At 59.9% G+C, this 16,719-nt stretch carries 14 protein-coding genes and 1 tRNA gene; 12 read left to right on the plus strand and 3 right to left on the minus strand.

Annotated elements, in window-relative coordinates:
- Positions 1–363: 363 nt before the first annotated feature.
- The 5 genes from DW754_RS05145 to DW754_RS05165 all read left to right on the plus strand — a co-directional run bounded on the left by DW754_RS05145 (position 364) and on the right by DW754_RS05165 (position 7,482).
- Positions 364–1,932, plus strand: coding sequence for a threonine/serine exporter ThrE family protein (locus tag DW754_RS05145; RefSeq protein ID WP_233508877.1), 1,569 nt, complete (start codon positions 364–366; stop codon positions 1,930–1,932).
- A 299-nt stretch (positions 1,933–2,231) separates the two neighbouring features.
- On the plus strand, positions 2,232–4,874 hold the full coding sequence (locus tag DW754_RS05150; RefSeq protein ID WP_117758658.1) for an ATP-dependent Clp protease ATP-binding subunit: 2,643 nt from the start codon (positions 2,232–2,234) through the stop codon (positions 4,872–4,874).
- Positions 4,875–4,998: 124 nt separating this feature from the next.
- Positions 4,999–5,358: a type II toxin-antitoxin system RelB/DinJ family antitoxin gene (locus DW754_RS05155; protein ID WP_117758657.1), complete on the plus strand. Its 360-nt coding sequence runs from the start codon at positions 4,999–5,001 to the stop codon at positions 5,356–5,358.
- Positions 5,355–5,876 carry a PIN domain-containing protein gene (locus DW754_RS05160; RefSeq protein ID WP_158561616.1) on the plus strand — a complete coding sequence of 174 codons (522 nt, stop codon included), beginning with the start codon at positions 5,355–5,357 and terminating at the stop codon, positions 5,874–5,876. Before DW754_RS05155 ends, DW754_RS05160 begins: the two co-directional genes overlap by 4 nt.
- Positions 5,877–6,024: 148 nt before the next feature.
- Positions 6,025–7,482, plus strand: a complete 1,458-nt coding sequence (locus tag DW754_RS05165; RefSeq protein ID WP_117758655.1) for an aminoacyl-histidine dipeptidase — start codon at positions 6,025–6,027, stop codon at positions 7,480–7,482.
- Positions 7,483–7,607: 125 nt separating this feature from the next.
- Here the strand turns inward: DW754_RS05165 and DW754_RS05170 are convergent, their stop codons facing one another.
- The 3 genes from DW754_RS05170 to DW754_RS05180 form a co-directional block, all read right to left on the minus strand.
- A complete protein-coding gene (locus tag DW754_RS05170) occupies positions 7,608–8,912 on the minus strand; it encodes a type II toxin-antitoxin system HipA family toxin (RefSeq protein WP_117758654.1) in 1,305 nt (434 codons plus the stop codon).
- Positions 8,913–9,344: a helix-turn-helix domain-containing protein gene (locus tag DW754_RS05175; protein ID WP_117775884.1), complete on the minus strand. Its 432-nt coding sequence runs from the start codon at positions 9,342–9,344 to the stop codon at positions 8,913–8,915.
- Positions 9,345–9,471: 127 nt separating this feature from the next.
- Positions 9,472–10,050, minus strand: a complete 579-nt coding sequence (locus DW754_RS05180) for a manganese efflux pump MntP family protein (protein ID WP_117758652.1) — start codon at positions 10,048–10,050, stop codon at positions 9,472–9,474.
- A 374-nt stretch (positions 10,051–10,424) separates the two neighbouring features.
- Here DW754_RS05180 and disA point away from each other — a divergent pair, with 374 nt between their 5' ends.
- The 7 genes from disA to DW754_RS05215 all read left to right on the plus strand — a co-directional run bounded on the left by disA (position 10,425) and on the right by DW754_RS05215 (position 16,227).
- Positions 10,425–11,465: a DNA integrity scanning diadenylate cyclase DisA gene (gene disA / locus DW754_RS05185; protein WP_369831362.1), complete on the plus strand. Its 1,041-nt coding sequence runs from the start codon at positions 10,425–10,427 to the stop codon at positions 11,463–11,465.
- On the plus strand, positions 11,465–12,193 hold the full coding sequence (gene ispD / locus DW754_RS05190; protein WP_117758651.1) for a 2-C-methyl-D-erythritol 4-phosphate cytidylyltransferase: 729 nt from the start codon (positions 11,465–11,467) through the stop codon (positions 12,191–12,193). Before disA ends, ispD begins: the two co-directional genes overlap by 1 nt.
- Positions 12,183–12,677: a 2-C-methyl-D-erythritol 2,4-cyclodiphosphate synthase gene (gene ispF / locus DW754_RS05195; RefSeq protein ID WP_006234975.1), complete on the plus strand. Its 495-nt coding sequence runs from the start codon at positions 12,183–12,185 to the stop codon at positions 12,675–12,677. Before ispD ends, ispF begins: the two co-directional genes overlap by 11 nt.
- A gap of 3 nt (positions 12,678–12,680) precedes the next feature.
- Positions 12,681–14,147: a cysteine--tRNA ligase gene (gene cysS, locus DW754_RS05200; protein WP_089572522.1), complete on the plus strand. Its 1,467-nt coding sequence runs from the start codon at positions 12,681–12,683 to the stop codon at positions 14,145–14,147.
- Between the two features lie 186 nt (positions 14,148–14,333).
- Positions 14,334–15,248, plus strand: coding sequence for a 23S rRNA (guanosine(2251)-2'-O)-methyltransferase RlmB (rlmB, locus tag DW754_RS05205; RefSeq protein WP_117758649.1), 915 nt, complete (start codon positions 14,334–14,336; stop codon positions 15,246–15,248).
- A 3-nt stretch (positions 15,249–15,251) separates the two neighbouring features.
- Positions 15,252–15,929, plus strand: a complete 678-nt coding sequence (locus tag DW754_RS05210) for an NYN domain-containing protein (protein WP_006234978.1) — start codon at positions 15,252–15,254, stop codon at positions 15,927–15,929.
- 223 nt (positions 15,930–16,152) lie between these two features.
- A tRNA-Thr gene (locus tag DW754_RS05215) sits at positions 16,153–16,227 on the plus strand.
- Positions 16,228–16,719: the final 492 nt, after the last annotated feature.

Below are 16,719 nucleotides of genomic sequence, written 5' to 3' on the forward strand. Positions count from 1 at the left end.
TGGACAATCTGACGTTCAACTTCAAGGGCGCGACCAGAAGGTCAGCGCCCTTTCGTTTCACGTCACCTTGTCTCAAATGCGACCCGCTCGCTGACTTATGCTCAACCTGCGGCGCCATTTTGCTTGAAGGCACCTTGCTCGCTCTGGCGGGCTTTCGCTGTCCGTCCTCTACCTGTGGCGTTGCCCTGGTTGGCACTTAGGGACGTTCCTCTTGTGCCGGCACTTGGGGACGGTCCTAGCCGCCTGGGGTCTACCGGTGCATTGGGGGTTTACGCCTTCCATGCATGACAGTCGTCTGTTTTATGTTTCCTTTAGCCGTCGCTGCCTAGGATGGGAGTTAGTCGGCAGGAAGGGAGCGTCTATATGGACGACGCGAGCGAGCGTGCAATCGAAGAGGACATGCTCGATCAGTTCAACTACTTTGATGATGAGGACGAGGAATTGATCGACCGTCGCGAGCCGGCGGCGCTCGATACTTTCGACCTTGTTGATGAAGAGCCCGACGAGGACGAGGTCGGATCAACGGAGCCCCCACAGTCTTCGCGCCTTGACTCGCTGCTTTCGAGAGCCCCCATGCACCACGGTGTTCGTGCCGGCGCACTCCATATGAAAACAGACTGGCACCAGATCGTGACGGCAGGCGATGAGCTTGCCGTCGATGCGCCGCTCACCGATAAGTCATCCATCATCTGCCGCACCGGTATGCTTATGCTCGCGAGCGGAACGGGTGCCTGGCGTGTACGCGATACCATGAATCGCGTTGCCGCCGTACTCGGTGTCACCGTCCACGTTGACTTAAGTCTTCTGTCGTTTGAGTGCACCTGCATCGAAGATGGCCACTGCTTTAACGAGGTTGTCAGCCTGCCCACAACGGGAGTCAATACCCATCGCATTTGGATGATGGAGAGCTTCCTAAAGGAAATCGAGACGTATGGGCGCCGGTTTACCGTGCACGAATACCACGAGATGCTCAAGACCGTTGAGAGTTCAAAACCCGATTACTCTCCCTGGCAACAGGGCCTTGCGGCAGCTTGTGCTTGCGGCGCCTTCGTCTTTTTGCTCGGCGGCGGCCCTATCGAGATGGCCTGCGCATTCGTAGGCGCTGGTGTTGGCAACTTTGCTCGCTCTCATATTCTCAAGCAGGGTCTTGGCCAGTTTAGCGCGCTGACGATTGGCGTTGCGCTCGCTTGCGTTTCGTATCTGCTGGCATTGCTCGGCCTTGGCCAGGTCGTACCGGGGGCAATGTCGCACCAAGAAGGCTATATCGGCGCCATGCTCTTTGTGATTCCCGGCTTTCCCCTCATTACGGCAGGCCTCGACATCGCTAAGCTCGATATGCGAAGCGGCATTGAGCGTCTTTCGTATGCCGTGTCGATTATTGTGATGGCGACCCTTGTGGGCTGGATGGTTGCAGAGTGTGTGGGGCTGGCACCGGATGATTTTGCCCCGCTCGGCCTTTCGCCGCTTGCCCTTACGCTCCTGCGCGTGGTGATGAGCTTCGTTGGCGTATTCGGCTTCTCGGTGATGTTCAACAGCCCGGTAAAGATGGCCGCGGCAGCTGGGCTGATCGGCGCCGTGTCCAATACCTTGCGCCTTACGCTCGTCGATGCGCCGGCGCTGTTTCCCTTCCTGGGCCTGAGCGTAGGTATGCCTCCCGAGGCGGCAGCGTTTATTGGCGCGCTGGTATCGGGGCTGCTCGCGAGCTTAGCCGAAATCAAGCTCACCTACCCACGTATCGCCCTCACGGTGCCATCGATTGTCATTATGGTGCCGGGCTTGTATCTGTATCGCTCGATGTATTACATGTGCACCTTCGACACGGTCAATATGCTCGGCTGGTTTGTGCGTGCAGTGCTCATCGTGGCGTTTTTGCCCGTTGGCCTGGGTGTGGCGCGTACGCTCACCGACCCTCGCTGGCGCCACACCAGCTAATTGGTGCAAATGAAACTGATCCGCAAAACATGAACGTGGATAATCTCCCGTTTTTGGCCTGTTTACGGGCTCAAAACGGGAGATTATCCACGCTCGTGGAATGGGTGTCCGAAAATCCACGCTCGTTGGGCCGATGCAGACGCACCTGGCAATTCCTTTTTTGTAGACGTTGTCGTATGGCTGCATGCGGAAAAGGCCCCAGCGGTTAACATATACTCCATATGGGTAAAGAGACCAAAGCGCCGCCACGAGTGGCGCTTTGCGTTTGAAAAAAACTAGCTCGTCTAAGAGGAACTAGCATGTTAGACCGTTTTACCGATCGCGCGCGTAAGGTCATGTCCATGGCCAAGCAAGAAGCGCTCGATCTTCACTCAAATAAGGTGGGTACCGAGCACCTGCTGCTCGCACTCGCCAAGGAGGACGAGGGCATTGCCGCCGAGGCTCTGCGTTCGCTCGATATCTCCTACGACGACATCATGGATACCCTCAAAGAGGTCCAGACCACGGTTCCCGAGCCCAGCGAGGAGACCGAGGCTGCCAAGCTTGCCTTTACGCCGCTCGTCATTAGCGTGATGGAGCGCTCCTTCCGCGTGGCGCGTGAGAACAACCAGACCTACGTGTCGACCGAGCACTTGCTGATCGGCATCGTCGAAGAGGGCAACGGCATGGCCATGGACATCCTCATGCGCCTGGGTGTGTCGTCCGCCTCCATCAAAAAGGCTATCGAGAAACTCACCGCCAAGGATCAGGACAAGAAGCGTCCGCTCGCCGGAGCCGGCGCCGGTCGCCCCGGTGCGGGCTTGCCGTTCTTTAGCGGCTCGGATGCCTCTCAGCAAAGGGGGGGCGGCACCGACACGCTCAAGCAGTTCGCCACCAACCTCACGCAGAAGGCGCGCGACGGCGAGCTCGATCCCGTGATTGGCCGCGAAAAGGAAGTCCAGCGCATGATGGAGATCCTTTCGCGCCGCACCAAGAACAATCCGCTTATCCTGGGCGATCCCGGCGTGGGCAAGACGGCTATCGTCGAGGGCCTGGCGCAGCAGATTGCTGCTGGCAATGTGCCCGAGAATCTTATGAACCAGAATATCTGGACGCTCGATCTGCCGGGTCTTGTCGCGGGTGCCAAGTATCGCGGTGAGTTTGAGGAGCGCCTCAAGAACGTGATCCAGGAGGCGACCGAAGCCGACGACGTCATCTTGTTTATCGACGAGATGCACACCATCATCGGTGCCGGTTCTGCCGAGGGTTCTATCGATGCGAGCTCTATGCTCAAGCCCGTGCTCGCGCGCGGTGCTTTCCAGATCATTGGTGCCACCACGGCCGAGGAGTTCCGTAAGTACCTCACTAAAGATCCGGCCTTTGAGCGCCGCTTCCAGACCATCGATGTCGAGGAGCCGAGCGTCGAGGACACGGTCAAGATCCTGACCGCGCTCAAGCCGCGCTACGAGGAGCACCACCATGTGCGCTATACGCAGGGTGCTATCGAGGCCGCCGCGAACCTTTCCAACCGCTACATTCAGGATCGCTTCCTGCCCGATAAGGCCATCGACCTCATTGACGAGGCCGGTGCCCGCGCCCGCATCGCCGCCAACCGCGCGCCCGAGCCGGTGCGCGAGGCCGAGCATCGCATAGAGGAGCTCAAGGCCGCCGCGCAGGAGGCCACCGAGAGCGACGACATGAACAAGGCCGCCGAGATCACCGAGCAGCAGAAGGCTGCCGAGATTGAACTCGCCGAGGCCAAGGCTGCCTGGACCGCCGAGCTCGACGCCAGCCCGCTCACCATCGATGTGAGTCAGATCGCCGATATCGTGTCCGTGACTTCGGGCGTGCCGGTATCCTCGCTTACCGAGAGCGAGAGCCGGCGCCTGCTGCAGACCGAAAGCGTGCTCAAGACGCGCATCATCGGTCAGGATGAGGCTGTCGAGGCCGTTGCCAAGGCCGTGCGCCGCAGCCGCTCGCCGCTCAAGGACCCGCGTCGCCCCGGCGGCAGCTTTATCTTCCTTGGTCCCACCGGCACGGGCAAGACCGAGCTTGCCAAGACGCTCGCCGAGTACCTCTTTGGCAGCAAGGACGCACTCATCAGCTTCGACATGTCCGAGTTCGGTAGCGAGTTCGAGGTCTCCAAGCTCATCGGCAGCCCTCCGGGTTACGTCGGTCACGACGAGGGCGGCCAGCTCACCAAGGCCGTTCGTCGCCACCCGTACTCGGTCGTGCTGTTCGACGAGATCGAGAAGGCACACCCCGATATCTTCAACATCCTGCTGCAGGTGCTGGAGGAGGGTCGCCTGACTGATAGCCAGGGCAAGACGGTCGACTTCCGCAACACCGTGATCATCATGACGTCCAACGTGGGCGCCCGCGAGATCGCACAGGATGCGAGCGTTGGCTTTGGCACCACCGGCGAGCAGGGCCTCACCTCGAGTGAGATCCGCGGCCGCGCGATGGGCGAGCTCAAGCGCCTGTTCCGCCCCGAGCTGCTCAACCGCATCGATGACATCGTGGTGTTCCAGAAGCTCTCGGGCGAGAATCTCACCAAGATCGCGCACCTGCTGGTGGACGATCTGCGTCAGCGTTTGATTGCCAACGGCATGAACATCAAGCTCACCGATGCGGCCTATGACAAGATCGTGGCCGAGGGCACCGACCTCACCAACGGTGCGCGTCCGCTGCGCCGTGCTATTCAAAAGCTCATCGAGGACCCGCTGTCCGAGGAGCTTCTGGCCGGTGAGTGGGGCGAGGGCGATACCGTCCTGTGCGACGTGGCCGATGGCAAGTTCGTCTTTAGCCACGGCACGGGCGAGATTCCGGCACCGCGTCCGGCGGGCACGCTCGGTGGCGATACCGCCCCGGCGGCACCGCACACTGGCAGCGCCGCGCCCGTAAGTGGCGGCGTGACCTCGGGCCCCGGCGGCATGATGCAAGCCGGCTCTGGTGCGCTGTAGGGATTAAACATACCTTGTATAACGGGGGCGTTTCCGATAAGGAAGCGCCCTCATTTCTATTGAAATGCGCTTCAATCTGCTGTGCTATACTAAAATCGAGATTTAGTATAGCAAAGGAGCTGATATGCCTACGTCAATACTCGACACGCGGCCAGTTCAGATGAACGTGCGTATAGATCGCCAGCTCAAAGAGGCGGGAGACGCCGTCCTGACTCATATTGGCATGACGCCGTCACAAGCCGTTCGGACACTTTGGGAGTATCTGGTCGTTAACGGACGCATGCCCTCGAAGGGAGACGCGGCGGCTCCGGTTTCTGACGGAGTGGAGCCCCAGCGCATGGAGTCAAGGGCCGCGCAAGGCAGCCATATCGTTCGCGATTCGTGCCTCAAATACGGCATCCCCATCCCTGAGTTCTCGGGAGACTATGACGACCTCTATGAGGAGGCCATGGCGGAGCGCTATCCCGAATGGGTGGAACTATGAGCACAGAAGGCGTCCTCAAGCTGTTAATCGATACCAACGTATGGATGGATTATTTGTCTGGCAGGTCCGACCGTACGGCAAATGTCGTCCATCTGATCGAGATTGCCGACGCCTCGGAGCGGATTGCCCTGTTTGCCTCGTCGCTTTCGGTCAAAGACGTTTCATATCTTGTCTCGGCGGCAATCAAGCAGGAGTGCCGAAGAAAGACTGGCTCACTGAGCGATAACGCCATTGCGGCGGCAGACGAAACGGCTTGGGCATGCGTTCGACAGATGCGCGAGCTAGCCCTCATCGCCCCGGTCGGTGCAGACGAGGTCTTCGACTCCTTTGTGTTCAAGTACCACCACAATGACTTTGAGGACGACCTGATGCTGGGCGTCGCCAATCGCATTGATGCCGATTACGTTGTGACGGAGGACAAGAATCTTATTAAACATACCAATGGTGTATGCATTAATGTTCAACAGGCGTTGAGGTTGGTTGAAGGATTCAACGTCCCTTCGGCGCGGCCCGTCTAACCTGCTTTATCTTAATAAAGTGGCGTCTCCCCACCGTTAGCCGATGATGCAAGGGCGCTCGGCGTTTTCGACTGGTTTATGCACGCAAAGTCTGGGAATATACAAGGCGCATGTCTTACTGTCTAACCAGTTGCGCCAAGGAGGCACCATGGATTACAAGATCACCGGCTACGAGCCCGCCCAGCTGTTCCATTTCTTTGAGGAGGTCAGCGCGATCCCCCGTGGGTCTGGCAACGAGAAGGGCATCAGCGATTTCCTGGTTGCGTTTGCCAAGGAGCGCGGCCTCGATGTGTACCAGGACGAGGTCTACAACGTCATCATTCGCAAGCCCGCTTCTGCCGGCGCCGAGAATGCCCCGACCGTGATGCTGCAGGGCCACATCGATATGGTGTGCGACAAGTTGGGCTCTGTTGAGCACGACTTTACGACCGACGGTATCGACCTGGTCGTCAAGGACGGCGTCCTCACCGCTAACGGCACCACCCTGGGCGCCGACAACGGTATTGCTGTCGCTCTGATGCTTACTGTGCTCAACGACGATTCGATCGTTCATCCCGCCCTCGAGTGCGTATTCACCACCGACGAGGAGACTGGCCTGGTCGGCGCCGAGACGCTCGACAAGTCCCAGATTAGCGCCCGCACCATGATTAACCTTGACTCCGAGGAAGAGGGCGTTGCCACCGTCAGCTGCGCCGGCGGCGTCGTTGTTACCTACACCTGCCCCATCGTGCGCGAGCACAAGACCGGCAGCACCCTCACGCTCGACATCTCCGGCCTACTGGGTGGTCATTCCGGCAGCGATATCCACCTGGAGCGCGGCAACGGCAACCTCATCATGGCCCGCATCATCGACCGCCTGATGGTCGCCGGCGAGCCCGCCATCGTTAGCTTTAACGGCGGCACTAAGGACAACGCCATCAACCGTGAGTGCAAGGCCGAGCTGGTTTACGCCGACCACGCTGCCGCCGAGGCCGCGGCCCAGATCGCAAAGGACATCATCGCCGACGTCACTGCCGAGCTCGAGGTCTTCGACCCCGGCTTTACCTGCACCGTCGAGATTGCCGACGACGCCGAGGTCGAGGCCATGGATCAGAAGTCCGCGCTTGCCCTCATCCGCGCCCTGCGTCTTGCCCCTAATGGCGTGATTCGCCGCAACGTCGCCACCGACGGCTCCGTCGAGGTTTCCTCCAACATCGGCGTGGTCGCCACTTCCGACGACCAGGTCAAGATCATGCTGTCCCCGCGCTCCTCGATCACCTCACTGCAGAACGAGTTCAAGGACCGCCTGCAGACGCTGGCCGATGTCTTGGGCTTCGACGCCAAGTTCGAGTTCGAGTATCCCGGCTGGAGCTATGCCGAGCATTCGCCGGTCCGCGACGTTTTTGTCGAGAGCTATCGCGAGCTCTTTGGCTCCGAGCTGCGCATCGAGTCCATTCACGCTGGCCTTGAGTGCGGCCTGTTTGCTGAGGCCCTGCACGGCCTGGACGCCATCGCCGTGGGCCCGACGCTCTCCGATGTCCACACCCCGGACGAGAGCATGGAGCTCGCTTCTGCCGAGCGCTTCTACGAGCTGCTCATCGACGTCCTCAAGCGCCTTGCCGCGTAAGGGTCGCGCTAGCAGCAGTTCGAGCCACGTGCTAGCGGATTGCAAATGACATTACGAGAGGGGGCATCCGAACTTTTGCGACGGGTGCCCCCCTCTTCTTTTAAGAAATGTGGATTGATTGGCGCCTAGCCCATATCCGCCTTGATGAGGTCGAGGGTGCGCTGGCAGTTTTCGCGGACGGGGCCGAGCATGTGCTCGCGCAGGTCCGCCATGCCGGGCAGGTCGGCGTGTTCGTCCATGATCTCTTCCATGCAAATGGGCACCTCGTAGGCGAGGTCCATCATGGTCGCAAAGCAAAACTTCTCGGATAGCCCGGCATCGGTGAGCGCCGCCTCCAGCGCGGGGTCGCCCATACCGTGGTATCGGCGGATAGCGCCTGGACCGATGCGCCCCACTCGATTTTCGCCGCCAACGCTCATGGCAAGGCGCGCCCGGCGGCGCATACGCTCGTACGCCAAGCCCGATGCGACATCGTACATGGGTGCGAGCGCTGCGTTTGTGCCTTTACCTAGGATGAGCGAGTAGTTTTTAGCGTGTGCGTCAGGCGCTCCGATAATGGCGTTATAGAACAACATATAGGTAAAAAGCACAAGATTCATGTGGTGGGGGACTGTGTTAATCAGTCGTTCTTGGATGTCTCGTGTGGTTGGTCCTCCGTCGGCGGTGTATTTCTGGCTTGGCAATACACCGAGCGCCTGGCAAAAGTCCTCCTGATGCAGCCTTTCGATATTTCCGCTGCTATTGACCATTCTGTCGTACCGTTCAACGACGAGCGCGGCTTCGTCTTCAAATGTGCAATAGGAGACGTTGGCAGTTGGAATGCCAACACGCCGAGCCGTTTTCATGCAGACGAATTCGTTTAAGGCCTGATGTTTGAACCCAACGACACCATTTTTGAAGATATGGGTAGTGGGGGATGACCCTAGACATTCGCACCATTGGCCATCATGCCAAGCTAGTGCAAATTTGCCTTGGTTGCCGCCCAGGGACCAGCTTTCGTTGGAGCCCATCCATGTCTCTCTTTCGTCATCGCGAATTGCTTTGAGCTTGTGAGCGATTTGAGAATTGGTAAGCGGGCGGTATGCCGAGACCCTGCCGCGGGCGGCGCCTAATTGATCGGTTCGACAAAACTGAACGGCCCCTGCGCAGTCAAGACCGATATGGCACAAGAGGGCGACGGGGTTGTTGGATGCAACGTCATACTCGGCGGCAATAGCGCGACGCTGCTCTTGACTGTCGGGCAAAAGGCCAAATAGGAACGGGCGGACGATGTTATGGCCATACGTGCGATTGGAAAGCGGCATTGTTAGCGATAGCGGTGCTCCGCGATAGGTTGGGGCGTATACAAAGCTGCAGAGTCCATGCTTGTCTTGCCGGAGAGTGCCTGCGATTTCGCCACAAATGAGGGTTGCAAGCTCCATCTCTGCCATTTATTTCACAACCTTACAGCCAAAGGAGAGGCCTGAAGTGCCGGAAAGGCCTTGCTCGGCTGCGATTTGGGCCAGCAAGGCACCATAGGAAGATGGCGTTCCCTGTCGAGCGGGTCGTCTGCCTACGCTTGGCTTTGGCAGGGCATTCGAGTTCGCGATAGGGAGGTCCGCTTTCGTCGTCGGATGTTCGGAGGGCGATGCGATGGAGTCGTTATCGCTTTGCGCAAAGAGACCTATGCCGAGTGCATTAAAGACGGACAGCAACTTGTCGAGCCGAATACCCGTGGCGTCTCCTAGCTCGAGCGATGCGAGCAGGCGCTCCGAAACGCCGGCTTTTTTAGCGAGGGCCGCACGGGTGATTTCCTGCGACTCGCGTGCCTGACGCACATAGATGCCAGCTTGGCGTGGTGTGGTGATGGGAAGGGTATCCATGGCGATCTCCAACATGCAGACTTTTGCATATCAGTATGACATGCAAAAGTCTGCACGAAAAGGCCTCATGCAAAACTTTGCATGAGGCCTTGTACTGGCGTTGAGTTTTGAGCGATTGTGTTTGGCGTTACAGCGCCAAAATCCCCAGATGCTCAAGCAAGATCTTAAGTCCGATGAGGATGAGCACGATGCCGCCCACGATGGTGGCAGGTTTTTCGTAGCGCGCGCCAAAGGTGTGGCCGATCGCTACGCCGGCGACGGAGAAGATAAACGTTGTGACGCCGATAAGCGATACAGCGGGAACGATGTCAACCGAGAGCGCCGCAAATGAGATGCCTACGGCTAGGGCGTCGATTGAGGTGGCGATGGCGAGGATCAGGTACTCGCCCAGGTCAATCTTTTCGGCATCCTTGCCGTCGCCTTCATTCTCGTCCTCGGTAAAGGCTTCCCACAGCATTTTGCCGCCGATAAAGGCCAAAAGGATAAAGGCAATCCAATGGTCGATGGGTCCGATGATGCCCATGAATTGACTGCCAAGCGCCCATCCGATTACGGGCATGCCGGCCTGAAAGCCGCCAAAGAACAGGCCGAGCACCACGGCGACTTTAAGGTTGATCTTCTTCATGCCAAGGCCCTTGCAGATGGATACGGCAAAGGCATCCATCGAAAGGCCAACGGCGAGCAGCACGAGCTCTGCGAGTCCCATAGTCTGGCTCCCTCTCTGCGGGCGGGCCCGCGTGTACCTCTTGGGGGAGTAACAAAAAAGACCCGTGGCGTACGCGTTGCGCGCACAGCCACGAGTCTCGTTCATTAAGGCAAGCCAGGCCGCATCGGCCAGTGTGTTGACTTGCCGCGCCACCGGAGGCGAACCCGATCACGCGACTACTCCCTCATTTATGCGAATCCCGATGCTACCACATAAGCAGCTCATTTGGATTGGGGCTCTCAGCTGTGTTCGCTCATTCTGTAAGCATCGGATTTTGCGGGCGTCACAGAGGCAAACCGTGAGAAACTTATTGACGTTTATGGAGCGTATACGATGGGAGCGATGCCTTGGATAAGAACGAGCTGCAAAAGCGTATGGAACAGGCCATCCGCCTGACGGCACCTGGCCAGCCGATCCGCACCGCCCTCGACATGATCATTGCTGGTCACCTGGGCGCTCTTATTTGCGTCGGCGACACCGAAAACGTGCTCGCTGCTGGTAACGACGGCTTCCCGCTCAACATTTCGTTTACCTCGAACCGCCTGTTCGAGCTTTCCAAGATGGACGGCGCCATCGTCATCGACGGCGACCTCACCCAGATCCTGCGCGCCAACTTCCACCTCAATCCCGATCCCTCGCTTGCCACGAGTGAGACGGGCATGCGTCACCGCACCGCCGCCCGCATGTCGGTGCTCACGGATGCCATCGTGATCTCGGTCTCGGCCCGTCGTGCCGTCGTCAACGTGTACGTTCACGGCAAGAGCTACGAGATCCAGCCCGTCACCACCATCATGAGCTCGGTCAACCAGCTCGTCGCCACGCTCCAGACTACCCGTCAGTCGCTCGACCGCTCCCTGCTGCGCCTGACGGCCCTCGAGCTCGACGACTACGTTACGCTCGCCGACATTACCGGGATTTTCTCGAGCTTCGAGATCATGCAGCAGGCAAAGACCGAACTTAAGGATTGCATTGTCAAGCTGGGCAACCAGGGCAAGCTCGTGCAGATGCAGCTCGAGCAGCTCGCCGGCTCCAGCATGGATACCGAGTACGACCTGATGATTCGCGACTATGCGAGCGATTCCTCCGAGGCCAATGCCGAAAAGATCCGCGCCAACCTGAGCCGTATGACGCCCAAGGACTTGTCCGACCCGCAGCATGTGGCGGCGGTTCTGGGTTACGACGACCTGGACGAGGACTCCGTCATGACACCGCTGGGCCTGCGCACGCTTTCGCGCGTGTCCGTCGTGCGCGACGGCGTGGCCGAGAAGATCGTCGACGAGTATGGATCGCTGCAGGAGCTCATGGACGACATCAGCGAGGATCCGGAGCGCCTAGGCGACTTTGGCGTCAACAACCCTGCCATTCTTGCGGACTCCCTGTACCGCATGAAGGGCACCAAACAGGGGAACGCATAATGGCGCCCGTATGCGCCGTGGTCGTTGCCGGCGGCAGTGGCCAGCGCTTTGGAAATCCCGGCGGCAAGCAGCTCGTTAACGTGGCGGGCCGTCCGCTCATGAGCTGGTCTATCCGCGCATTTGACCGTAGCAATAAGGTCGGCCACATCGTGGTGGTGTGTCCTTCCGAGCGCCGTGCCGAGATGCGCCGCCTGGCCATCGACCCGTTTGACTATGACACGCCCATCAGCTTTGCCGATGCCGGCGAGACCCGCCAGGATTCCACCCGTGCCGGCGTGCATGCGGCTCCGGCGGGTTTCGAATATGTCGCCATCCACGACGGCGCCCGTCCGCTCATTACGACCGAGGCCATCGATCATGCGATCGACGTGCTTGTGGGCGACCGTGCCCTCGACGGCGTCGTGTGCGGCCAGCCTGCCATCGACACGCTCAAGATCGTCGATGGCGACAACATCGTCGAGACGCCGCCGCGCGAGCTCTATTGGGCCGCGCAGACGCCGCAGATCTTTAGCGTCGACGCCATGAAGCGCGCTCACGCCGCTGCTATCGCCGAGGGCTTTATCGGCACCGACGATTCATCGCTGGTCGAGCGCATGGGCGGGCGCGTCCGCTGTGTCCAGAGCCCGCGCGATAACCTTAAGGTGACGGTGCCCGAGGACCTGCGTCCCGTAACCGCGATTCTGCTCGGTCGCATGGCCGAGGGAGAGGACCTTCCCCATGTTCAGTAACCTGCGCATTGGCCACGGCTACGACGTCCACCGTTTGGTGGAGGGGCGTCGATGTATCATCGGCGGGGTTGACATTCCCTACGAGCGCGGCCTGCTGGGCCACTCGGATGCCGATGTGCTCGCGCACGCCTTGGCCGACGCCATTCTGGGCGCCTGCCGCGGGGGAGATATCGGCAAGCTATTCCCCGACACCGATCCCGCCTACGAGGGTGCCGATTCGATGGTGCTGCTCGCTCGCGTGATGGACTATGCGCGCGAGCTTGGCTTTGAGTTTGTCGATGCCGATTGCACCATTGCCTGCCAGCAACCCAAGATCACTCCGCACCGCGATGCCATGCGCGCCAACCTTGCCCATGCCCTGGGTGTCGACGTCGAAAACGTGGGCGTCGCCGCCACCACGACCGAAAAGCTCGGTTGGGAAGGCCAAGGCGAGGGAATTGGCGCCTGGGCCGTCTGCCTGCTACAGAAAACCGTTAAGGAGTAACGAATGCGTATCTACAACAGCGCTACCCATAAAAAGGAAGAGTTCCAGCCCATCGAGTCCGGCAAGGTTCGCATGTACGTGTGCGGCCCCACGGTCTACGACAACATCCACATCGGCAATGCTCGCACGTTCATCAGCTTTGACGTGATTCGTCGCTGGCTCATCGCGAGCGGCTACGAGGTCACGTTCGCCCAGAACCTCACCGATGTCGATGACAAGATCATCAAGCGCGCCAACGAGCAGGGCCGCACGGCCGCCGAGGTCGCGACGGAGTTCTCCGACAAGTTCATCGGCGTCATGCGTGCCGCCAACGTGCTCGATCCCGATGTGCGCCCCCGCGCCACCAAGGAGATCGGCCCCATGATCGCTATGATCAAGACGCTTATCGAGCAGGGCCATGCCTACGCCGCCGATAACGGCGACGTGTACTTTGCCGTGCGCAGCGATCCCAACTATGGTCAGGTTTCGGGCCGCAACATCGACGATCTGATGGTTGGCGCGCGCATCGAGGAGAACGAGGACAAGAACGACCCGCTCGACTTTGCCCTGTGGAAGGCCGCCAAGCCCGGCGAGCCCAGCTGGCCGAGCCCCTGGGGCGAAGGCCGTCCCGGTTGGCACACCGAGTGCGCCGCCATGGTGCATCGCTACCTGGGCACCCCGATCGACATCCACGGCGGCGGCTCCGACCTTGCCTTCCCGCATCACGAGAACGAGTGTGCCCAGGCCACCTGCGCCTGGCACCAGGGTTTCTCCAACACCTGGATGCACACGGGCATGCTGCTGGTAGACGGCGAGAAGATGTCCAAGTCGCTCGGAAACTTCTTTACGCTGGCCGAGGTGCTCGAACAGCACTCTGCTGCGGCCCTGCGCCTGCTGATGCTGCAGACGAGCTATCGCTCGCCGCTCGACTTTTCTTGGGAGCGCCTGGAGGGTGCCGAGAACTCGCTTACGCGTATCGCCGGTACGGTCGAGAACCTGCGCTGGGCCGCGAACCATGCGGCGGCCGATGCCGATGAGGCAGCATCTGAGGCGTTTGCCGCCAAGGCCGCCGAGACCCGTGCCGCCTTTAAGGAGTGCATGGACGACGACTTTAACACTGCCGGTGCCATGGGTGCTGTCTTTGGCTTTGTGACCGAGTGCAACCAGTACCTGGAGCAGGCGGGCGATGCTGCCGACAAGGCCGCTGCGCTTGCTGCTGCCGATACGCTGGTCGAGCTGCTCGATACGTTTGGCGTCGAGCTCCCCGAGCCCAAGGTCGAGTTGCCGCTGGGCCTGCTGGGCGTTGCCGCCGGCCTGGTCGCCTACACGGGTGACGACGTGGACGAGGCCGCTGCCAAGATTCTCGAGGCCCGCGCCGAGGCCCGTGCCGCCAAGAACTGGGATCTGGCCGACGCCATCCGCGACCAGCTCAAGGACCTCGGGCTGACGATTGAAGATACCGCCGCCGGCACCCGTATCAAATCTCTCTAATCCCCGCGGGTTTCCCAAGCGCCCGACCTTGCCGTTCAAACCGTCGCTCGCGTACTCAAGTACGCGTCGCTCCTCTTTCACGGCCATCTCGGGCACTTGGAAAACCCGTACCGACCGCCCGAATTAATATTCATGGGCGGTCGTTTATTTTGTTTCGTTTGATAATTGTGTTAAGGAGGCCGTTTTATGGCCGACAATCGCAAACGTGCACCGCGTGGAGGCAAGCAGGCTGCTTCTGGCTCGCGTCCGATTCGCTGCAACGACCGCGCTGCCGCTCCCAAGGGCCAGCGCGAGCGCTCACAGGCTGCTCGCTCGCAGCGCGAGCGTAGCCGCGATAACGTCGAGGTTCCCAAGGGCGAGTTTATCGAAGGTCGTCGTGCTGCCGCCGAGGCGCTACGCACTGGTTTTCCCATCAAGTGCGCGCTCATCGCCGAGGGCGGGGAGCGCGATGCTGCCTTGTCGCGCCTGGTCGACGATCTCAACGCCGCGGACGTCCGCATTAAGTATGTGCCGCGCGCGCAGCTCGATGCGCTGTCGAGCCATGGCGCTCATCAGGGCATTGCGCTCGAGGTGGGTAATTTCCCCTATGCGGACGTCGCCGATATCCTTGACCGCGCGGGTGACGGCCCGGCGCTCGTCGTCGTACTCGACCATGTGACCGACGACGGTAACTTTGGTGCCATCGTGCGCTCTGCCGAGGTCGTGGGCGCGGTGGGCGTCATCATTGCCAACAAGCGCGCCGCCGGTGTGACCGTGGGCAGCTACAAAACCTCTGCTGGTGCCGTTATGCATCTGCCCATCGCACAGGTTCCCAACATCGCTCGAGCGCTCGACGACCTCAAGGCTGCTGGCTTTTGGGTGGGCGGTGCTTCCGAGCACGCCGAGGGCAGCTGCTGGGATGCTCCCTTCGAGGGCCGCGTTGCGCTCGTCATGGGCTCCGAGGGCGACGGCATCTCGCGCCTGGTGCTCGAGAAATGCGACTTTTTGACCAAGCTTCCCCAGCGCGGCATGACCGAGAGTCTCAATGTGGCCCAGGCGACCACCGCGCTGTGCTTTGAGTGGCTGCGCCGCAATGCCGGCGAGCTCATGGGGGAGGAGTAGCGCATGTCCAAGAAGAACCGCGCCAAGTCCAAGGCCAAGCGCTTTGGCGAGGGCTCGGCCAAGCCAATTGTTTCGGCCGCGACCTATGGCGTGGGCGGCAATGCGTTTGCGCAGGCTATCGCCGATCCGGTCTCGACGGTGCACTCCAATAAGCCCGAGCTGCTGGTGGTCGACGGCTACAACGTGATTCACTGCACGCCGCGCTACGAAAAGCTCGTGTACGACCATTCCGACGATCCGTATTCCAGCGACGTCCACGATATGGCTCGTACTGCGCTCATCAACGATGTCGCGGCGTTTGCCCAGGGCCGTTACGAGGCCGTGATCGTGTTCGACGGCGCGGGCAACATCTCCAGCGAGCGCCCCAACCTGCCGGCCCGCGGCGTGCGCATCGAGTTTTCGCCGACGGGCGTCTCTGCCGATACCGTGGTGCAGAAGCTCTGCATCGAGGCGCGCGAGGAAGGTCGCGCGTGCTCCGTGGTGTCGAGCGACGGCACGATCCAGGCCGTCGTCATGGGCAAGGGCGTCACGCGCATCTCGAGCCGCATGCTGGTGGACGAGATCAAACAGATCGATAACGACGTTCACGAGGCAGAGGAAGCCCCGCAGATCAAGATGACTCTGGGCAGTCGCCTGAGCCCCGATGCCCTGGCCAAGCTCAAGGCCCTGCGCGGCCGGTAGGGGAGTATCCATAGAGACCCGTTTCCCAATTGGCCGGCCCGTTGATTTGTAATCAATGGACTGTGGGTTGCCGTCGCCAATACGAATAGTTTTTGGTTTTGGCGAACGGATAAAACTATTCGTTCTGACGAATAGTTTTGAGATGTGGTCGGTCAAAGGGTCTGTTGCGCCTTGTCAGCAATTCCTTTATTCTTAATTGGCTTCGCGCGAAAGCGCCAAGTGTGCCAGTGTGGCGCAACGGTAGCGCAACTGATTTGTAATCAGTGGGTTGCAGGTTCGATTCCTGTCACTGGCTCCATGAGAGTTTCGGGCTCTGTCTCTATATGGGACAGGGCCCGTTTCTATTTATGTTGACATGTCAGCGGGTTTGACTCCCACCAGGCTTTAGGTTTGTCTCGATCTGTAACACGGGCGGGCTGAAGACCCTCCTTATTGTTACAGATCGAGACATTGCCAAGGGACGGACGATAACATCTCGGTCTGTAACACGAAGAGGCTGAAAACCGTTCTTACTGTTACAGATTGAGACGTAAGCTGGGGTCTCTGCGTAATATCTCGACCTGTAACAGATAGGGGAGAAAATGTTCTCTATATGTTACAGATCGAGACAAAAGCCGTGTCGAGCTCGGCTGCCCCCCCCTGAGCGTGGATTATCGGACGTACGAGCGTGGAAAATCTCCCGCTTAGTGAATGATCGTGGATAATCTGCCACTTTGGCCTTGGGGGCACGCCAATAGTGGGAGATTGTCCACGCTCGATTTCAAACGGAAGAAAATCCACACTCGAATCT

This window comes from Collinsella sp. AM29-10AC (assembly GCF_003469085.1).
Classification (GTDB): Bacteria; Actinomycetota; Coriobacteriia; order Coriobacteriales; family Coriobacteriaceae; genus Collinsella.